The organism is Solibacillus sp. FSL H8-0523 (genome assembly GCF_038051985.1).
Classification (GTDB): domain Bacteria; phylum Bacillota; class Bacilli; order Bacillales_A; family Planococcaceae; genus Solibacillus.
Map to the genome: position 1 here is coordinate 3204241 of NZ_CP150291.1, position 17133 is coordinate 3221373.

Genomic DNA, 17133 nt, shown 5'->3' on the forward strand with positions numbered 1-17133 from the left:
GCACTGAACTTATCCGATTGATGTTTATATACTATTAACATCATACTCAACCTATGTTGAAAACCTTTTAAAAATTTTTGGTTATATAATAAAAAGACTCGTTGAAATGATTATTTCACCATTTAAACGAGTCCTTTTTGTTATTTTTTTATCACTCAACTATTAACTGTTTCAACTGCCTTCTAAGTAGCTTATTAGACCCATTACGAGGCATATTATTGATAAAATGAATTTTTTTAGGTATTTTATAGTTCGCTAGATTCATTTTACAGAAATCGATTAATTGTTGTTCTGAAACTTTTCCTTTCAACACGACAAAACCAATTGGCACTTGTCCCCATTTAGCATCATCAATACCGCATACACCTGCTTCCTTCACCGCTTCATGAGCTAGTAACACATTTTCTATTTCAGCAGGGTAAATATTCTCGCCACCCGAAATGATTAAATCACTGCGACGGTCGACCACGTATAAAAAGCCTTGCTTATCTAAATAACCGATATCTCCCGTGTGTAGCCAGCCGTCTCTAGTCGTTGGCTTGTCTTTAAATTTGCCGACATAGCGTGGTGTCACATGTGGACCGCGCACTAGAATTTCACCAATTCCCTCTACATTAGGCTCATCAATGCGTACCTGATTGAAAAAGAGCGGCTTTCCTGCTGAGCCCACTTTACGAAAAGCATCTTCACTCGTTAAGGTTGTTGTTTGGGAAGAAGTTTCGGTCATTCCGTATGTTTGTGCTACGCATAATTGAAGCGCCTGGGCACGGTGTAAATACGCAGCAGGAACAGGTCCACCACCTGCAAGCATCGTTGTAAAGTTTTTATGTGCGGTTAAATTTGCCTCTTCCATTTGCGTTAAAATATTTTCTAACGTCACCGCAACGACCGACATTTTCGTCACGGAGCCTGATGCAATTTCTGCTGCACATCGTTTTGCATCAAATTTTTCATATAAACGAATTTTCATACCATATAATAAAGAGCGTACAATAATTGAAAAACCACTTATATGAAAAATTGGGACCGTACACAGCCACGAATCCTGTTCAGATAGCCCTAAGTTTAGCGCTGAACTTACCGCACTCGCGCTATGATTTCCAACTGTTTGACACACCCCTTTTGGGAAACCCGTTGTACCTGATGTATACATAATCGTTAATGCGAAATCATCGTCCCATTCTGAAGCAATTTCATATGCTTTTGGCTCTCTATCCGAAAGCGCTGAAAATAACAACATCCGGTCATCTGGTGCTAATTTTCCAAACTCAGAATCCGCAACTAAAATCATATCCACTTCAGCATCGGCAATTTGATAGCTCAGTTCCTGTTTAGATAAACGACCATTTAATAGCACCATTTCGCACTGCGCTTGCATACATGCATACAGTACTTCAATTAATGCCGGTGTAGAGGGCGCTAAAATTGCGACACGTTTTCCTGTTAACTCATAGGCATTTAATTGATAAGCACGTATCACGGATTTCTCGTATAACTCATGGAATGTCCACTGTTCATCATGAAAACTAACCGCTATACGATTTGGCGTTAAATATGCACGTTGTTTGATCCAGTTCGGTTGCATACAAATTCCTCCTTTAAATCCACTAAAAAAAGAGCACACAAATGTATGCTCTTTTCTTGATTGTTAACAACAAATCAAGGGAAACGTGGGAATTGACCGAAGTCAGGTTGACGTTTCTCTTTGAATGCGTCACGACCTTCTTTTGCTTCATCTGTTGTGTAGTAAAGAAGTGTTGCGTCACCAGCAAGCTGTTGAATACCAGCTAAACCGTCTGTATCTGCGTTCATCGCAGCTTTTAAGAAACGTAACGCTGTTGGAGACATTTGTAACATCTCTTCACACCATTGTACTGTTTCGTCTTCAAGCTGAGCGTAAGGAACAACCGTGTTTACTAAGCCCATATCAAGTGCTTCTTGCGCGTCGTATTGACGGCATAAGTACCAGATTTCACGTGCTTTTTTGTGACCTACGATACGAGCTAAGTAGCCTGAACCGTAACCAGCGTCGAATGAACCAACTTTAGGTCCAGTTTGACCGAAGCGAGCATTGTCAGCAGCAATTGTTAAGTCACATACTACGTGTAATACGTGGCCGCCACCGATTGCATAGCCTGCAACCATTGCTACTACTGGCTTAGGAATTTTACGGATTAATGTTTGTAAATCTAATACATTTAAACGAGGAATGTTGTCGTCGCCTACATAGCCGCCGTTACCGCGAACTTTTTGGTCGCCGCCTGAGCAGAATGCATGCTCGCCTTCACCTGTTAAAATAATTACGCCAATGCGCTCATCATCACGTGCACGTGTGAAAGCGTCGATCATTTCCGCTGTTGTTTTTGGGCGGAATGCGTTGCGTACTTCTGGACGGTTAATCGTAATTTTTGCGATTCCGTTATAGAACTCATACTTAATGTCTTCATAAGTATGTAATGAAGTCCATAGACGTTGCTTTGTCATTTGAGTTGTCCCCCTATTTTGTGCTTAAAAGCAATTAGTTAGTATTAACTTTAGTATAGACAAAAGTTAAATCATTTCCTCTACTATTGTAGCAAACTTTAGCGGATTTTCCACATGAATTGCGTGCCCCACTGCTGGAATTGTAAGATGTTTTGCATGAGTGAGCAAGTTTTGCATCTTTTCGTTCAGTGTGACAAATTTTTCGTCAAGCGCACCTGTAAGTAAAGTTACAGGCATTGGAAGTATGGTTAAATCATCCCAAAGGTTTGGCATGACACCTGTCCCCATACCACGTAAGCTATTTGCTAATCCAATTGCACGCTGCTGTAGACGTTCGGTGCGAATTTCTTGTTGTACATGTTCACTTAGTAATTTTTGTGAGGCAAAGAGTGCAATGTTTTCCCACTTGTCGACAAAGGACTCGATGCCGTTTGCTAGGATTTTTTCAGCTAATGCATCATCCGCCTCTTTACGTGCCGCGCGTTCTTCTTCGGATTTTAACCCTGGTGATGCGCTTTCTAATACTAACTGCTCAACCTTATCCGGATACTTCACCGCATAGCTCAACGCCACACGCCCGCCCATTGAATAACCGAGTAATGTAAACTTCTCTAAATGGAGCTGTTGGAATAATTCGTGCAATGTATCGATTTGATAAGTCATTGAATACACCGCTACGTTTTTAGGAGCTGATGTCTGCCCATGTCCAGTTAAATCAACCAGGATGCAGCGTACCGACTTTGACAGCGCCTTTACAACATGCTGCCATGTTTTCGTACTGCCTGTAAAGCCGTGTAGTAACACGAGCGTTTTCATACCTAGTGGATTCACTTGATCGACAAAAACATCGATTCCGTTTACAGCATATCGAGCCATTGTTCAATCACCTCATTAATGCGTGTCCATAATGCGCGGTGTTCACTGACGTTTTCCTCACGATTTGTAAACACTTCAATTAATTTAAGGGATTGTTGTTTATCGGCTGTAACCGTCGCTAAAAACTGCTCTTTTGTTGTGACGTTTACGTATTCCATGTCATACATTTTGGCCACTTGTTCGAACGTTAATGCTGTTGGTGTACCGAATAACTCCTCGTAATGTGCCTCAATTTTTGCCTGCGGTAAATATGAGAAGATCCCACCACCATCATTGTTTAGCACAACAATGGTTAAATCACAGTCTTGATAACGACTTGCGATAAAGGCATTGGCGTCATGTAAAAACGCTAAATCGCCGATTAATAAATAAGTTTTACGTTCCTTGCGACCGTTACTAAAGCCTAGCGCTGTCGAAGTAACGCCGTCAATGCCGTTCGCACCACGATTGGCAAATACTTGCACATCTCGATTCATCACAGGTAAAAACGTATCGATATCACGAATCGGCATACTGCTGCTGACAAAAACATCCGCGCCTTCTCGTAAATTTTCAAGCATTAATTGGACATAAGCGCCTTCGTCATTCGCTGATTCCCCGTATTTACTAATGACATCCGCTGCTAATAAATCTGCTGTTTTCCAAAACTCAATATAGGCAAGCTCCGTCGCCATCTGACCAAGTTCAATCTCACGTAACCATTCACCTGGTAACGCATGGATAAAGTGAGTTGCAGCATGTGTTGAATCACGGAACATCGGGTCTTCATCAATGACAATATAGTAATGTGGATTTGCCTGTGCGATAAACTGCATTAAAAATTTTGAAACGGGTTGCGCGCCAAAGCGAATGACCGCTTGCGGACGGACGTTGCGTTTAAAGCGTTCGTTTTTCATTAATGCATCATATGTAGTAATCGCAAAAACCTGGCAATCTTCAGGTACTTCGGTACGCAAGTTTGATAGACTCTCGATCATAACGGGCCATTTCAACTCGCGCACAAAATCCCAAAGCGCGGTTGTATCTGTACCAAGTGGTAGCTCTCCAATAACGATAATTCCGTTTTTCGTTTGCGTAATCATCGCCGTTAATTCCGTAAGCGTTTGCTTTGACGGGGTTAAGTTATTGGTAAAGCTTTTCACGAAACTTGTGCGTGGTAGTGTTTCTTTAAAATCAATGACTAACGGCTCGCGGAAAGGAATATTTACATGCACGGGTCCAAATGGTGCTGTTAAGGCAATCGTTACCGCGCGTGCCGTGTGGCGCTCAATATACGGTAGCGTTTGTGGTGCTTCGTCTGGAATTGGAAACTCTGCTGACCATTTCACATGTTCACCGTATAGACGCACTTGATTAATCGTTTGCGGAGCCCCGACTTCACGTAATTCATGTGGACGATCCGCTGTTAACACAATTAATGGCACACGAGCATATTTCGCTTCTACAATTGCTGGATAGTAATTTGCCGCTGCTGTACCGGATGTACAAAGTAGGACAACTGGTTTTGCTGTCGCTTTCGCTAAGCCCAACGCATAAAAGCCAGCCGCGCGCTCATCGACTTGACGATGCACGGCCAACTCCTTCGTTGATGCAAACGCATAAGCAAGCGGTGTTGAACGTGAACCTGGGCTCACAACTACTTGCTCGACTCCTGACGCAACAAGCGATGCGACAATCTTATACACATAATTCGATAACACTTCACGTTCATTCATGTAATTGTCCCCCTAATGCTCGTAACATTGGTCGGAATTTCACGAGCGTTTCTTCGTATTCCGATTGCGCTTCCGAATCGGCAACAATCCCGCCACCTGCATATAAATATGCCTTGTCCTGAACAAGTGCTGCCGAGCGAATCGCTACTGCGAATTCCCCGTTACCATCCGCATCTAACCAACCGACCGGGGCAGCGTACAGCCCACGATTCATCGGCTCGTAGTTACGAATAATCTGCAGCGCATCTTCCCGTGGAACCCCTCCAAGTGCTGGTGTTGGATGTAGATGCTTCACAAGCTGTAAAATCGTTGCTTCCTCATTTAATTGTCCTTCAACCGGTGTGTATAAATGCTGAATATCGCGAATTTTTAATAGCTTCGGTCCAGTTGGTACTTTTACGTCACGACAGTTTTTCTCAAACGTATCCGTAATCATTTCTACCACATAGTGATGCTCACCACGGTTTTTCGCGTCGTTTAATAGGTTACTCCCTAACGCCTCATCCTGCTCTGCCGTTTGTCCACGCTTAATCGAGCCTGCCACACACGATGAAAAAGCACGGCCATTATCAACCTTCACTAAGCGCTCCGGTGATGCCCCGTAAAACAGCATATCGTTATACTCTAAGCCAAATAAAAAGCTTTCCGGCTGCTCATTTGCGACATGCGATAAAATTTGTGGAGATGTAATCGCTTCCTCAAATTGCAATGCTAATGAACGCGCAATGACAACCTTTTGCGCTTCGTTTGCTTTAATTAAACTTGTTACTTGATCGATCGATTGTAAATATTCTTCTTTAAACGGCTCTGCGTAGCTTGTCATCATCGGCTTCGCATACGTTTTCACTTCTTTTACTTGCGTTGCGTGAATCAGTTCATCACGCTCTTTGCGTAATGCTTCAAATGTTTGCGCGCTACTTTCTTCACTCGTAATTAAATTGATCGTCACAAACGCTTGGTCGTTTCGAATGACTAACTGATGCGTTGACACGGTGAAATAGCTCTGCGGAAATTTCGCCCATTCGCCTGTCACTTCATTTTTCGGGTCAAACGTAAAGCCACCAAATAAAATCGGCTGTAGGTGCTGGTCTTCTTGAACGATTTGACTCGTAAGTTGCTTCCACTCTTGCTCTACATGATCAAAGCGCTTAGTGCCTTCATTATTTTCAATTGTATACGCGTGTCCTAAGCCAACTAACGTGAATGTTTTCTCACGGTTTTGCCAAAAATTGCGCTTACCTTTATATTTCGCTTCGCCTGCAGCAAAAAAGGCCAGTGCCGATAAGCGACTAACTTCGATTGTTTCCATATAAAAAATTTGCTTTGAATTCGAACCTACTTCGATTTCAGTGGCGTTGTACCACTTGTGTTGCATGAAAATTCCCTCCGTCATGTTGCAAATTCACTAGTATGATGCAAGTTGCGTTCTGTTTTGGAACACGTTAAATTCTCTAAATATTTGCTCATTTTATTTGCGTTCGTTCTTTAAATAATACCTTTCCTATCATACCATTTTTCAAACAAACGTTACATGTAATCACGCTTGTCTCTGTTCTTTTTGTTGCATTTCCTTTACAATAATGAAAGATTGTTTTCAAGTAAGGAGCGTTTTTTATTATGACAAAAGTCATTGAAGCGGACAAAGGCTTTAAAGTTTGGTGGCATTTAACACGCCCCCATACATTAACAGCTTCATTTGTTCCCGTATTTTTAGGAACAGCGATTGCGTTAGCAGTGGATCACGAAACGATTCATTTCGGATTGTTTTTTGCAATGCTCATCGCCAGTATGCTGATTCAAGCAGCAACGAATATGTTTAATGAATACTACGATTACAAGCGTGGCTTAGACAACGAACATTCAGTTGGCATCGGAGGTACAATCGTTCGTCACGGTGTGGCACCAAAGACAATTATGCTGATTGCATTAGCATTCTACGCCGTTGCCATGCTGCTAGGCGTCTACATTTGTGCGATGTCGTCATGGTGGTTAGTGGCTGTCGGCCTTGTTTGTATGTTAATCGGATATTTATACACAGGTGGGCCCTACCCAATTGCCTATTCGCCGTTTGGGGAAATCGTTTCAGGTGCTGTCATGGGGATGGGAATTGTACTGATTGCCTTCTTCATTCAAACAGGTGAAGTAACAGTTGAAGCGGTACTTATTTCGGTACCGAGTATGATTTTAGTTGGTGCGATTATGTTATCGAACAACATTCGTGACATTATTGGTGATACTGAAGGTGGCCGTAAAACAATGGCAATTTTAGTTGGTCGCCATAACGCAGTATCGGTTTTAGCTGCATTCTTTATCGTTTCGTATGTATGGATTATTGCGTTAGTCGTCTTTACACCACTTACAGTTTGGGCACTACTTGTGTTACTAAGTATTAAAAAGCCAATCGACGCCGTAAAATTATTCCGTGCTAAAGAAAAACCATTAGAAGTAATGCCTGCCATGAAATATACCGCGCAGACAAATACCATTTTTGGTTTCCTATTAGCAATTGGCTTACTAGCTTCATATTTTATCTAACAAACAAAAGCTGTACAAAGCGTATCGATTTACGCCTTGTACAGCTTTTTTAATGTTCTTCATTCACATGGTCAATACATGTTCACCGTCACCTTTTATAGCTTCGCGTACGCAACAATCGCATCATGCAAAAGGCGAGTTGCCCCTTCACCAACCTGGCTATCGTAATACGTTGTAAAGCGGTCATCATACAGATACATTTGCGCTAATCCAACATGTGCTTCCTTCGTATACTTTTTCCAGTAAAAGCTTAACCAGCGTTTGTGCAGTTCTGCTACTTCCATTGCCACTTCACTTGTCGCGTCATTCTCTACTATTGCTTCTTGTAAACGCATAAATAATTGTTGCTCTAACTGTTGTACAGCTTCGTACTGCGCTTCTGTCATGTCCTTTAATTTACCGTAGCCTTCTAGCACTTGCTGTTGGCCGTATTTTTTGCGAATTTCCTCGCCATATTTTTGCTCGTTGTCTTCAATTAACTTATTCTTAAATGCCTCAAATTTTTGTTCGTTTGTCATTGTTGTTTCCCCTTCCATCGTACTAATTGTTTGGTTGATTGTTTGTAGTAAGCCATCTAAATAACTGCGCTTTTGTTCAAGCAACCTTTGTTGATTTTTTAGCGCCTCTTTTACTTCAAAATCAGGATTTTCAAGTAATCCCTTAATTTGCTCTAGCTTAAAATCCAGCGCTCGGTAAAACAAAATTTGCTGCAAGCGGTCAATATCTGCCTGACTGTACTGGCGGTAACCATTTTGTGCGACCATTGAAGGCTTGAGTAATCCGATTTCATCATAATAGCGCAGTGTACGTGCACTGACACCCGATAATTTTACTAATTCATTTATAAGCAATACAATCACCTCTAAGGATTACTATAAAGTGTAACGTAACGTGAAGGTCAACGAAAAAAATAATTTTTATTTGAACTTTTTACCCCATTCAAAACTCTTACTTATAGAGAGGTGAACACGATGACAATTACCAAGCTGGTGAAAAAAGCAAAAAAAGGCCATAAAGATGCCCTCGTACAGCTTATTATGCAAGAACAGCAGCAATTTTACCATTTAGCCTATACGTATGTCGGCAACGAGCATGACGCACTCGATGCCCTTGAACAAATGATTGTTATTTTATACGAAAAAATTCATCAGCTCAAAGACGACACAGCGTTTTATAGCTGGAGCAAAACCATTTTGGTGAATGAATGCCGTGCCATCCTGAAAAAAAAGCACCGCGTCATTTTTATTGAGGATGAAGAATCGATCGAATTAACCGTCAATCCAATCGATCAACTCGATGATGAACTAACGCTCGAACATTATTTAACGATACTATCACCGGTGCATAAAGAAGCGATTCAGCTCAAATATCTACTCGATTACAATTACGAAACAATTGCTGAACTTACGAACGTTTCAATCGGTACCGCCAAAACCCGCGTATTTTATGCACTCAAAAAGCTACGGGCACATTTTGGAGAGGAGAATTTCCATGAATAAATTTGATCAGCAAAAAGCGAAACTAAACGATATCCCAGTACCAGAACAGCTTGAACAACGCTTACACAACGCCTTAGCAAAGCAATCTCAATCTAAAAGAGGGAGCAAAAAAGCCGCTCTTGCCCTACTAGTAACCGCAGCTCTTGCTTTATTATTCATTTCTTTTAATATGAATACATTCGCCTACTACGGCAAAAAACTATTCGGCTATGAACAGCTCATGGATGACACACTCGCAAAGCTAAACGAAACAGGTGCCGGCCAAGTCGTCGATGAGTCTCTCGTATTACAAGATGGAACAACCGTAACTATCGAAGGTGTGCTTTCCGATGCCAATCGCTTTATTATCTATTACAAGGCGCACAATCCGGTAAAATCATTAGAAAATGGTATTACATTTACAAAATTAACTGGTTTTTTAACCAACCATTTGCCAAGCAGCACGTATGTATTAAGCAGTGATCAACATACATTAACGGGTATTGCGAGTTATGATGCCGTTAATCCATTTGCCAAAAAACTCACGGTTTCTTTATATGACGATGCCCATAACGAATATGATTTCACATTCAAATATAACGCGAACGACGCACTCGCACCAACTTTGAAACATACGATTAATGAAAAAATCAAAACGGATATTGGTACGTTCACGATTAAAAAATTAACAACAACAAATGCCTCAACACTCATTACAGGAACTTTCAATAAAACAATCGATCGAACATTTCCAATACCTAGAGATTTTGTATTATACGCAGATGACAAAGCAATCCCAGTAAAAGAAAGCAGTATGCAAAGTTCCTTATTTAGTGGCTACACCATGGATCTATTATTTGACACCATTCCTGCTGACACAAAAAAACTCGAATTAAAGCTCGAGCAATCTTATTCAAAAGAGACAATTGATGTGGCCATTCCATTAAACCCTCTACCTGAAACAATCGTGGGGCCAAAAAACTTACAAATTTTAAATGCTTCTATACAGGATGGCATTACAGAAATTACGATTAGCTCCGAACCAAATGTAATTTTTGATGAGGTATCATTACAAACTCCCGACGGTAAGGTATCGCTTCAAACAACGAAAGGTTTTCACGAAAGCGATGCAGGCTATATCCGTACGTTACAATTTAATACAACAAATGAAGGTACCGATTTGCTTATAAAAAATATGTACTTCCTTGAGATGCAAACCGATACAATTACTATCCTCGATTAATTAACAAAAGCGTAGTCATGAATTGTTTTTCACGACTACGCTTTTGATTTCATCCATACTTGTAATTTTTCTATAAAAGGCATGCTATACATCTGTGGCAATGTTTGCATCTGATCTAAACCTAGTTCCTGACGATCATTTACTTTTACATCTGCTTGATAATAGTAACCGGTTACAGGTGCTTGCTCCTTCTCCCCACTTGCTAATTCGTAAAACTGGTGCAATTTCATTCGGTATATCCCGTCTAGCTCTTCTCGCTGAATTTGAAATCGCTCAAAGCCATTTTTGATTTCATAAACAAACACATTCGCAAATTCATAATCCTTTATTTGCTTATCGTCTATCTGATAAGCAATTACGCCTAAGCTATTTAATTCATCACCTGTTACATTTAAACCTAATTCTTCATTTAACTCTCTTACACCATCTAAAACCGTTTCGGTTGCCAGTAAATGGCCAGCAGCCGTAATATCATACTGACCAGGATAATCCTTCTTACATTGACTACGGAGCTGTAAATAAATCATCCATTCATCTTCTACCTTCTCAATCACCCAACAGTGAAATACTTCATGCCAAAAGCCCTTTTCATGTACTTCATCACGCAATGCCGTACCTATTTTATTATATTGTTCATTAAAAATCGCTAAACATTCTGTCATCTTCTTCATCCTCCGTTTTATTGGACCAAAAAAACGCTAAGCACTTAAATAAATGCTTAGCGTTTTCTATCTGCCTATGTATGACCCGTACGGGATTCGAACCCGTGTTACCGCCGTGAAAGGGCGGTGTCTTAACCACTTGACCAACGGGCCGTGGCGGAGAATGAGGGATTTGAACCCTCGCGCCGGTTACCCGACCTACACCCTTAGCAGGGGCGCCTCTTCAGCCTCTTGAGTAATTCCCCTAATTAAAAAATGGCTCCGAAGGCAGGACTCGAACCTGCGACCTGCCGGTTAACAGCCGGATGCTCTACCAACTGAGCTACTTCGGAACAGTCTTATATGGTGGGCCTAAATGGACTCGAACCATCGACCTCACGCTTATCAGGCGTGCGCTCTAACCAGCTGAGCTATAGGCCCTTTTTAAAAACTGGAGCGGGTGATCGGAATCGAACCGACAACATCAGCTTGGAAGGCTGAGGTTTTACCACTAAACTACACCCGCAAATGGTGGGTTTGGACGGAATCGAACCGCCGACACTTAGAGCTTCAATCTAATGCTCTACCAACTGAGCTACAAACCCACAAATGGCGGTCCCGACCGGGATCGAACCGGCGATCTCCTGCGTGACAGGCAGGCATGTTAACCGCTACACCACGGGACCATTTGGTTGCGGGGATAGGACTTGAACCTATGACCTTCGGGTTATGAGCCCGACGAGCTACCACTGCTCCACCCCGCGACAATATTATTAAGTTTATTATCGCCTGTTCTGAGTTCTACTTAGTTGACATCAACTTCGTTCCTCAGTTGCTGCTAATCGCTATCTTCGTTTAGCGATTTGCTCCACCCCGCGATAATACTATTTAACTTTTTTCGAGCTGTTCTCACCTGTAAATTATGGAGGAGGTAGAGGGATTCGAACCCCCGCGCGGTGTTACCCGCCTGTCGGTTTTCAAGACCGATCCCTTCAGCCGAACTTGGGTATACCTCCATGTTAATTATATGATTTACTGGTGGACCTTACAGGACTCGAACCTGTGACCGGACGGTTATGAGCCGTCTGCTCTAACCAACTGAGCTAAAGGTCCTTAAGATGGCTACCGAGGGAGTCGAACCCACGACCTTTCGGGTATGAACCGAATGCTCTAGCCAGCTGAGCTAGGTAGCCAGGATCTTTATTGGTTAATTTATGGTGGAGCCTAGCGGGATCGAACCGCTGACCTCCTGCGTGCAAGGCAGGCGCTCTCCCAGCTGAGCTAAGGCCCCATATAGTGGTCGGAATGACAGGATTCGAACCTACGACCCCTTGGTCCCAAACCAAGTGCTCTACCAAGCTGAGCTACATTCCGGAAAATGGTGCGCTCGACAGGACTTGAACCTACAACCTTCTGATTCGTAGTCAGATGCTCTATCCAATTGAGCTACGAGCGCAATTATTTATTTAAAAGATGGTGCCGAGGGCCGGAATCGAACCGGCACGGTGATCACTCACCGCAGGATTTTAAGTCCTGTGCGTCTGCCAGTTCCGCCACCCCGGCATTTTTTGGAGCGGAAGACGAGGTTCGAACTCGCGACCCCCACCTTGGCAAGGTGGTGTTCTACCACTGAACTACTTCCGCAAAATGCATAAGCTATTTTTATCTGACAGTATATGAAATTAAAATGGTGCGGGTGAAGGGAGTCGAACCCCCACGCCTTGCGGCGCTAGATCCTAAGTCTAGTGCGTCTGCCAATTCCGCCACACCCGCAGCAGACAAATATAAAACTGGTGAGCCATGAAGGACTCGAACCTTCGACCCTCTGATTAAAAGTCAGATGCTCTACCAACTGAGCTAATGGCTCTCTAAAGTGGTGCCGGCGAAAGGAGTCGAACCCTCGACCTACTGATTACAAGTCAGTTGCTCTACCAACTGAGCTACACCGGCATTTTAGAAATGGTGGAGGATGACGGGCTCGAACCGCCGACCCCCTGCTTGTAAGGCAGGTGCTCTCCCAGCTGAGCTAATCCTCCTGGGTATTAAAGTTACACTGTAAAGTGCTTGTCCTTTCTCTTAAGGACAAGATTTATATTATCAGCATTTGAGAAACAATGCAATACTTTTTTGAAACTTTTTTTAAAAATAATATTTCCTTCAAAGTTTCCCAGTAACTAGCCTTGTTTCCTAATGAAAACGATTACTTGGCATAACGAAATTTTAATATGATTACCCATTTTTTTCAACACTTGTTTTGCATTTTTATAAAATATTTTTTATTATATTAGTAAATTAATACGTCACAATGCCCAATTACAAAGGGAATCCGTTCATTCTTACAGTTAAATCCCCTTTAATTGTAGGTTATTTTATAATTATATCAAAACTCTAAATATTACCTGCTTATTTTTTTTAACATTATCTATTCGCTCTAATTTTTCAGCATACTTAACATAACCTATAACCTCTGAAAAAATTAGTGTCGGTATTTGATACATTAATTGTCCATAAATCGCGTTTGCTATTTTTAAAATTGTATCATTCCCCTGCTCTACCTGCTTTACAATCCGTTGCACCTTATAGTCCATTTTCGCTAAATTCGCCTGCGCAACTTCTTCAAAATTATCAAAAATTGCTTCATGTCCAGCAAAAACAGTCGATACATGTAAGTTTAAACATTGTTCAATCGATTTACGTTGCTGCCATACTGTCGGCAATAATGATTTGTTTGCATCAAAATCAATGAGTGCATTTGTCGTTCCTTTTTCAATAATTAAATCCCCTGTAAATAGCCAGTCTGTTTGTTGATCATATAGCGAAATCGAATCCAATGAATGTCCTGGTGTCTCTAAAACGAGTAAATCCCCGATAAAATCCTGCGCTTGAATAGGTTGTACAAATGTTTGAATTCGTAAACCTTCATCATTATATAGTGTTTTATACATTTTTTCTATACGCGTCTTCATGAGATCTTCGCAGCCATAGTATGTATACAATTCCTCAAAAAATTGAATTTTAGTATGCTGATATTGTTCTGTCAATGCTAAACGTTCTATTGCGGAAGGATGGGCAAATACCGGCATTTTCTTTGTCTCTATAATTTTATTAACCATTCCAATATGATCAGTATGATGATGCGTTAAAATAATTTGATCTATATCCGTTAAATCAAATCCATATTCAGCTAGCTTTTTATAAAAAAATGTTTCGTATTCAACTGAATCTATTCCCGCATCAATTAGAGTCAGTCTATTTTGAGACTCATATAAATAACAATTGATATTGGTCATTTGTCCGTATCTCTCTGGGTAAATAATGGGATACACTTTTTTACCTTTATATTCAAATATTGAACTCATTTCTAAATCCTCCATAATCCCATTTACGGTATAATCTTCGGAATAATAAATTACTATCGAACAAAAGTATATCGTTTCTAATTAAATATGAAAAGGAGTTCTACTATAAACGCGTTAGCTTCTAAATTTCAGTAGCTTGTAACCCCTCATCATGCACTTCAAACAAAGGATTTATCTTCGTTGCACTATTTTATCAAACTTAGAAATACCAGAAGTTTATTATTTCCACTGGAAACAGGCTAGTACTATAGAAACCGTAGAAGGTCCAGCGCAATTATTTAGAAACTCTAGCATTTAAAGCTGAGGTAGCTAATCAATCTGAACTATATATACAAAAAACTTTACCGCTCTTAGCCAATCCCGTCAAAGCCCTTTACAGATTAGAAAGAGTTGCTACAGTTCGGATTTACCCAACCGGTACATACCAATTTCGAACAGAATTTTATGACTGGTTTTCAAGCTGAACTATTCATTAAAACACCATCAATACTTGAATCCGACAAGATTACCATAGCAAATTGCCAACTTCCTATTCGTCAGTTAGAAGAAATTAATCATGTATACTAAGTAACAATTTAAAGCCTCTCGCAAAAAAATTACTTTAACGCTTGCCTCCAAAAAAGCGAGCGCCTTCACTTTTACACAAGACATTAATGAACCTCTATAACACAAAAAAACGCTAAGCACTTGAATAAATGCTTAGCGTTTTCTATCTGCCTATGTATGACCCGTACGGGATTCGAACCCGTGTTACCGCCGTGAAAGGGCGGTGTCTTAACCACTTGACCAACGGGCCGTGGCGGAGAATGAGGGATTTGAACCCTCGCGCCGGTTACCCGACCTACACCCTTAGCAGGGGCGCCTCTTCAGCCTCTTGAGTAATTCCCCTAATAAAAAAATGGCTCCGAAGGCAGGACTCGAACCTGCGACCTGCCGGTTAACAGCCGGATGCTCTACCAACTGAGCTACTTCGGAACAGTCTTATATGGTGGGCCTAAATGGACTCGAACCATCGACCTCACGCTTATCAGGCGTGCGCTCTAACCAGCTGAGCTATAGGCCCTTTTTAAAAACTGGAGCGGGTGATCGGAATCGAACCGACAACATCAGCTTGGAAGGCTGAGGTTTTACCACTAAACTACACCCGCAAATGGTGGGTTTGGACGGAATCGAACCGCCGACACTTAGAGCTTCAATCTAATGCTCTACCAACTGAGCTACAAACCCACAAATGGCGGTCCCGACCGGGATCGAACCGGCGATCTCCTGCGTGACAGGCAGGCATGTTAACCGCTACACCACGGGACCATTTGGTTGCGGGGATAGGACTTGAACCTATGACCTTCGGGTTATGAGCCCGACGAGCTACCACTGCTCCACCCCGCGACAATATTATTAAGTTTATTATCGCCTGTTCTGAGTTCTACTTAGTTGACATCAACTTCGTTCCTCAGTTGCTGCTAATCGCTATCTTCGTTTAGCGATTTGCTCCACCCCGCGACAATACTATTTAACTTTTTTCGAGCTGTTCTCACCTGTAAATTATGGAGGAGGTAGAGGGATTCGAACCCCCGCGCGGTGTTACCCGCCTGTCGGTTTTCAAGACCGATCCCTTCAGCCAAACTTGGGTATACCTCCATGTTAATTATATGATTTACTGGTGGACCTTACAGGACTCGAACCTGTGACCGGACGGTTATGAGCCGTCTGCTCTAACCAACTGAGCTAAAGGTCCTTAAGATGGCTACCGAGGGAGTCGAACCCACGACCTTTCGGGTATGAACCGAATGCTCTAGCCAGCTGAGCTAGGTAGCCAGGATCTTTATTGGTTAATTTATGGTGGAGCCTAGCGGGATCGAACCGCTGACCTCCTGCGTGCAAGGCAGGCGCTCTCCCAGCTGAGCTAAGGCCCCATATAGTGGTCGGAATGACAGGATTCGAACCTACGACCCCTTGGTCCCAAACCAAGTGCTCTACCAAGCTGAGCTACATTCCGGAAAATGGTGCGCTCGACAGGACTTGAACCTACAACCTTCTGATTCGTAGTCAGATGCTCTATCCAATTGAGCTACGAGCGCAATTATTTATTTGAAAGATGGTGCCGAGGGCCGGAATCGAACCGGCACGGTGATCACTCACCGCAGGATTTTAAGTCCTGTGCGTCTGCCAGTTCCGCCACCCCGGCATTTTTTGGAGCGGAAGACGAGGTTCGAACTCGCGACCCCCACCTTGGCAAGGTGGTGTTCTACCACTGAACTACTTCCGCAAAATGCATAAGCTATTTTTATCTGACAGTATATGAAATTAAAATGGTGCGGGTGAAGGGAGTCGAACCCCCACGCCTTGCGGCGCTAGATCCTAAGTCTAGTGCGTCTGCCAATTCCGCCACACCCGCAGCAGACAAATATAAAACTGGTGAGCCATGAAGGACTCGAACCTTCGACCCTCTGATTAAAAGTCAGATGCTCTACCAACTGAGCTAATGGCTCTCTAAAGTGGTGCCGGCGAAAGGAGTCGAACCCTCGACCTACTGATTACAAGTCAGTTGCTCTACCAACTGAGCTACACCGGCATTTTAGAAATGGTGGAGGATGACGGGCTCGAACCGCCGACCCCCTGCTTGTAAGGCAGGTGCTCTCCCAGCTGAGCTAATCCTCCTGGGTATTAAATAAGCGAAGCGACGTCCTACTCTCACAGGGGGAAACCCCCAACTACCATCGGCGCTAAAGAGCTTAACTTCTGTGTTCGGTATGGGAACAGGTGTGACCTCTTTGCCATCGCCACTTCACTTATTAAGTTGAA

General features: G+C 42.4%; 11 protein-coding genes, 40 tRNA genes and 1 rRNA gene. 3 read left to right on the forward strand and 49 right to left on the reverse strand.

What is annotated here, in order from left to right; translation table 11 throughout:
• Window positions 1–151: 151 nt before the first annotated feature.
• From NSQ62_RS15950 to NSQ62_RS15970, 5 genes are all read right to left on the reverse strand, one after another.
• Entirely contained in the window at window positions 152–1585 is a 1434-nt protein-coding gene (locus tag NSQ62_RS15950; RefSeq protein ID WP_341321122.1) for an o-succinylbenzoate--CoA ligase, read from the reverse strand.
• A gap of 74 nt (window positions 1586–1659) precedes the next feature.
• The gene (menB, locus tag NSQ62_RS15955; protein ID WP_341321123.1) at window positions 1660–2484 is read right to left on the reverse strand and encodes a 1,4-dihydroxy-2-naphthoyl-CoA synthase; all 825 of its coding nucleotides are present in this window, start codon (window positions 2482–2484) and stop codon (window positions 1660–1662) included.
• A gap of 66 nt (window positions 2485–2550) precedes the next feature.
• Window positions 2551–3360, reverse strand: coding sequence for a 2-succinyl-6-hydroxy-2,4-cyclohexadiene-1-carboxylate synthase (gene menH / locus NSQ62_RS15960; protein ID WP_341321124.1), 810 nt, complete (start codon window positions 3358–3360; stop codon window positions 2551–2553).
• Window positions 3342–5075 carry a 2-succinyl-5-enolpyruvyl-6-hydroxy-3-cyclohexene-1-carboxylic-acid synthase gene (gene menD, locus NSQ62_RS15965; protein ID WP_341321125.1) on the reverse strand — a complete coding sequence of 578 codons (1734 nt, stop codon included), beginning with the start codon at window positions 5073–5075 and terminating at the stop codon, window positions 3342–3344. Before menD ends, menH begins: the two co-directional genes overlap by 19 nt.
• Complete coding sequence (locus NSQ62_RS15970) at window positions 5068–6450, reverse strand: isochorismate synthase (RefSeq protein WP_341321126.1); 1383 nt, start codon at window positions 6448–6450, stop codon at window positions 5068–5070. Before NSQ62_RS15970 ends, menD begins: the two co-directional genes overlap by 8 nt.
• Window positions 6451–6692: 242 nt before the next feature.
• Between NSQ62_RS15970 and NSQ62_RS15975 the strand changes: the two genes are divergently transcribed.
• Window positions 6693–7610, forward strand: a complete 918-nt coding sequence (locus tag NSQ62_RS15975) for a 1,4-dihydroxy-2-naphthoate polyprenyltransferase (protein WP_341321127.1) — start codon at window positions 6693–6695, stop codon at window positions 7608–7610.
• 95 nt (window positions 7611–7705) lie between these two features.
• On the opposite strand, the gene NSQ62_RS15980 is transcribed toward NSQ62_RS15975, so the two are convergent.
• The gene (locus tag NSQ62_RS15980) at window positions 7706–8470 is read right to left on the reverse strand and encodes a MerR family transcriptional regulator (RefSeq protein WP_341321128.1); all 765 of its coding nucleotides are present in this window, start codon (window positions 8468–8470) and stop codon (window positions 7706–7708) included.
• A gap of 111 nt (window positions 8471–8581) precedes the next feature.
• On the opposite strand from NSQ62_RS15980, the gene NSQ62_RS15985 reads away from it, so the two are divergent.
• Together NSQ62_RS15985 and NSQ62_RS15990 are read left to right on the forward strand one after the other, a co-directional pair.
• Window positions 8582–9109, forward strand: coding sequence for a sigma-70 family RNA polymerase sigma factor (locus NSQ62_RS15985; RefSeq protein ID WP_341321129.1), 528 nt, complete (start codon window positions 8582–8584; stop codon window positions 9107–9109).
• Window positions 9102–10331: a DUF4179 domain-containing protein gene (locus tag NSQ62_RS15990; protein WP_341321130.1), complete on the forward strand. Its 1230-nt coding sequence runs from the start codon at window positions 9102–9104 to the stop codon at window positions 10329–10331. Before NSQ62_RS15985 ends, NSQ62_RS15990 begins: the two co-directional genes overlap by 8 nt.
• Before the next feature lie 35 nt (window positions 10332–10366).
• Here the strand turns inward: NSQ62_RS15990 and NSQ62_RS15995 are convergent, their stop codons facing one another.
• From NSQ62_RS15995 to rrf, 43 genes are all read right to left on the reverse strand, one after another.
• Window positions 10367–10993: an NUDIX domain-containing protein gene (locus NSQ62_RS15995; protein WP_341321131.1), complete on the reverse strand. Its 627-nt coding sequence runs from the start codon at window positions 10991–10993 to the stop codon at window positions 10367–10369.
• Window positions 10994–11074: 81 nt separating this feature from the next.
• A tRNA-Glu gene (locus tag NSQ62_RS16000) sits at window positions 11075–11146 on the reverse strand.
• Window position 11147: 1 nt separating this feature from the next.
• Window positions 11148–11238 (reverse strand) — tRNA-Ser (locus NSQ62_RS16005).
• Window positions 11239–11249: 11 nt separating this feature from the next.
• Window positions 11250–11325 (reverse strand) — tRNA-Asn (locus tag NSQ62_RS16010).
• Between the two features lie 11 nt (window positions 11326–11336).
• A tRNA-Ile gene (locus tag NSQ62_RS16015) sits at window positions 11337–11413 on the reverse strand.
• An 11-nt stretch (window positions 11414–11424) separates the two neighbouring features.
• A tRNA-Gly gene (locus tag NSQ62_RS16020) sits at window positions 11425–11498 on the reverse strand.
• Window positions 11499–11501: 3 nt separating this feature from the next.
• Window positions 11502–11577: transfer RNA gene (locus NSQ62_RS16025), tRNA-Phe, on the reverse strand.
• A 5-nt stretch (window positions 11578–11582) separates the two neighbouring features.
• A tRNA-Asp gene (locus tag NSQ62_RS16030) sits at window positions 11583–11658 on the reverse strand.
• 3 nt (window positions 11659–11661) lie between these two features.
• Window positions 11662–11736: transfer RNA gene (locus NSQ62_RS16035), tRNA-Met, on the reverse strand.
• Window positions 11737–11895: 159 nt separating this feature from the next.
• Window positions 11896–11988, reverse strand: a tRNA-Ser gene (locus tag NSQ62_RS16040).
• Between the two features lie 20 nt (window positions 11989–12008).
• A tRNA-Ile gene (locus NSQ62_RS16045) sits at window positions 12009–12085 on the reverse strand.
• 6 nt (window positions 12086–12091) lie between these two features.
• Window positions 12092–12165: transfer RNA gene (locus NSQ62_RS16050), tRNA-Met, on the reverse strand.
• A gap of 22 nt (window positions 12166–12187) precedes the next feature.
• Window positions 12188–12263, reverse strand: a tRNA-Ala gene (locus NSQ62_RS16055).
• A gap of 6 nt (window positions 12264–12269) precedes the next feature.
• Window positions 12270–12346: transfer RNA gene (locus NSQ62_RS16060), tRNA-Pro, on the reverse strand.
• Between the two features lie 5 nt (window positions 12347–12351).
• Window positions 12352–12428, reverse strand: a tRNA-Arg gene (locus tag NSQ62_RS16065).
• 18 nt (window positions 12429–12446) lie between these two features.
• A tRNA-Leu gene (locus NSQ62_RS16070) sits at window positions 12447–12535 on the reverse strand.
• Between the two features lie 6 nt (window positions 12536–12541).
• Window positions 12542–12616: transfer RNA gene (locus tag NSQ62_RS16075), tRNA-Gly, on the reverse strand.
• Window positions 12617–12660: 44 nt separating this feature from the next.
• Window positions 12661–12745 (reverse strand) — tRNA-Leu (locus NSQ62_RS16080).
• An 18-nt stretch (window positions 12746–12763) separates the two neighbouring features.
• A tRNA-Lys gene (locus NSQ62_RS16085) sits at window positions 12764–12839 on the reverse strand.
• Window positions 12840–12846: 7 nt separating this feature from the next.
• Window positions 12847–12922 (reverse strand) — tRNA-Thr (locus NSQ62_RS16090).
• Between the two features lie 10 nt (window positions 12923–12932).
• A tRNA-Val gene (locus NSQ62_RS16095) sits at window positions 12933–13008 on the reverse strand.
• Between the two features lie 339 nt (window positions 13009–13347).
• Complete coding sequence (locus NSQ62_RS16100; RefSeq protein ID WP_341321132.1) at window positions 13348–14331, reverse strand: MBL fold metallo-hydrolase; 984 nt, start codon at window positions 14329–14331, stop codon at window positions 13348–13350.
• A 724-nt stretch (window positions 14332–15055) separates the two neighbouring features.
• A tRNA-Glu gene (locus NSQ62_RS16105) sits at window positions 15056–15127 on the reverse strand.
• A gap of 1 nt (window position 15128) precedes the next feature.
• A tRNA-Ser gene (locus NSQ62_RS16110) sits at window positions 15129–15219 on the reverse strand.
• 11 nt (window positions 15220–15230) lie between these two features.
• Window positions 15231–15306 (reverse strand) — tRNA-Asn (locus tag NSQ62_RS16115).
• A gap of 11 nt (window positions 15307–15317) precedes the next feature.
• Window positions 15318–15394 (reverse strand) — tRNA-Ile (locus NSQ62_RS16120).
• 11 nt (window positions 15395–15405) lie between these two features.
• Window positions 15406–15479: transfer RNA gene (locus NSQ62_RS16125), tRNA-Gly, on the reverse strand.
• 3 nt (window positions 15480–15482) lie between these two features.
• Window positions 15483–15558: transfer RNA gene (locus tag NSQ62_RS16130), tRNA-Phe, on the reverse strand.
• Between the two features lie 5 nt (window positions 15559–15563).
• Window positions 15564–15639 (reverse strand) — tRNA-Asp (locus NSQ62_RS16135).
• A gap of 3 nt (window positions 15640–15642) precedes the next feature.
• A tRNA-Met gene (locus tag NSQ62_RS16140) sits at window positions 15643–15717 on the reverse strand.
• 159 nt (window positions 15718–15876) lie between these two features.
• Window positions 15877–15969: transfer RNA gene (locus NSQ62_RS16145), tRNA-Ser, on the reverse strand.
• A gap of 20 nt (window positions 15970–15989) precedes the next feature.
• Window positions 15990–16066: transfer RNA gene (locus tag NSQ62_RS16150), tRNA-Ile, on the reverse strand.
• A gap of 6 nt (window positions 16067–16072) precedes the next feature.
• Window positions 16073–16146: transfer RNA gene (locus NSQ62_RS16155), tRNA-Met, on the reverse strand.
• Between the two features lie 22 nt (window positions 16147–16168).
• Window positions 16169–16244, reverse strand: a tRNA-Ala gene (locus NSQ62_RS16160).
• A 6-nt stretch (window positions 16245–16250) separates the two neighbouring features.
• A tRNA-Pro gene (locus NSQ62_RS16165) sits at window positions 16251–16327 on the reverse strand.
• Between the two features lie 5 nt (window positions 16328–16332).
• Window positions 16333–16409: transfer RNA gene (locus NSQ62_RS16170), tRNA-Arg, on the reverse strand.
• Between the two features lie 18 nt (window positions 16410–16427).
• A tRNA-Leu gene (locus NSQ62_RS16175) sits at window positions 16428–16516 on the reverse strand.
• 6 nt (window positions 16517–16522) lie between these two features.
• A tRNA-Gly gene (locus tag NSQ62_RS16180) sits at window positions 16523–16597 on the reverse strand.
• A 44-nt stretch (window positions 16598–16641) separates the two neighbouring features.
• Window positions 16642–16726 (reverse strand) — tRNA-Leu (locus tag NSQ62_RS16185).
• Window positions 16727–16744: 18 nt separating this feature from the next.
• A tRNA-Lys gene (locus NSQ62_RS16190) sits at window positions 16745–16820 on the reverse strand.
• A 7-nt stretch (window positions 16821–16827) separates the two neighbouring features.
• Window positions 16828–16903 (reverse strand) — tRNA-Thr (locus NSQ62_RS16195).
• Window positions 16904–16913: 10 nt separating this feature from the next.
• Window positions 16914–16989, reverse strand: a tRNA-Val gene (locus NSQ62_RS16200).
• A gap of 14 nt (window positions 16990–17003) precedes the next feature.
• A 5S ribosomal RNA gene (gene rrf / locus NSQ62_RS16205) occupies window positions 17004–17119 on the reverse strand.
• Window positions 17120–17133: the final 14 nt, after the last annotated feature.

Coding starts and splice junctions, on each gene's coding strand:
- NSQ62_RS15950 (WP_341321122.1), bottom strand. CDS start 1,585: ATGCAACCGAACTGGATCAAACAACGTGCATATTTAACGCCAAATCGT.
- menB (WP_341321123.1), bottom strand. CDS start 2,484: ATGACAAAGCAACGTCTATGGACTTCATTACATACTTATGAAGACATT.
- menH (WP_341321124.1), bottom strand. CDS start 3,360: ATGGCTCGATATGCTGTAAACGGAATCGATGTTTTTGTCGATCAAGTG.
- menD (WP_341321125.1), bottom strand. CDS start 5,075: ATGAATGAACGTGAAGTGTTATCGAATTATGTGTATAAGATTGTCGCA.
- NSQ62_RS15970 (WP_341321126.1), bottom strand. CDS start 6,450: ATGCAACACAAGTGGTACAACGCCACTGAAATCGAAGTAGGTTCGAAT.
- NSQ62_RS15975 (WP_341321127.1), top strand. CDS start 6,693: ATGACAAAAGTCATTGAAGCGGACAAAGGCTTTAAAGTTTGGTGGCAT.
- NSQ62_RS15985 (WP_341321129.1), top strand. CDS start 8,582: ATGACAATTACCAAGCTGGTGAAAAAAGCAAAAAAAGGCCATAAAGAT.
- NSQ62_RS15990 (WP_341321130.1), top strand. CDS start 9,102: ATGAATAAATTTGATCAGCAAAAAGCGAAACTAAACGATATCCCAGTA.
- NSQ62_RS15995 (WP_341321131.1), bottom strand. CDS start 10,993: ATGACAGAATGTTTAGCGATTTTTAATGAACAATATAATAAAATAGGT.
- NSQ62_RS16100 (WP_341321132.1), bottom strand. CDS start 14,331: ATGAGTTCAATATTTGAATATAAAGGTAAAAAAGTGTATCCCATTATT.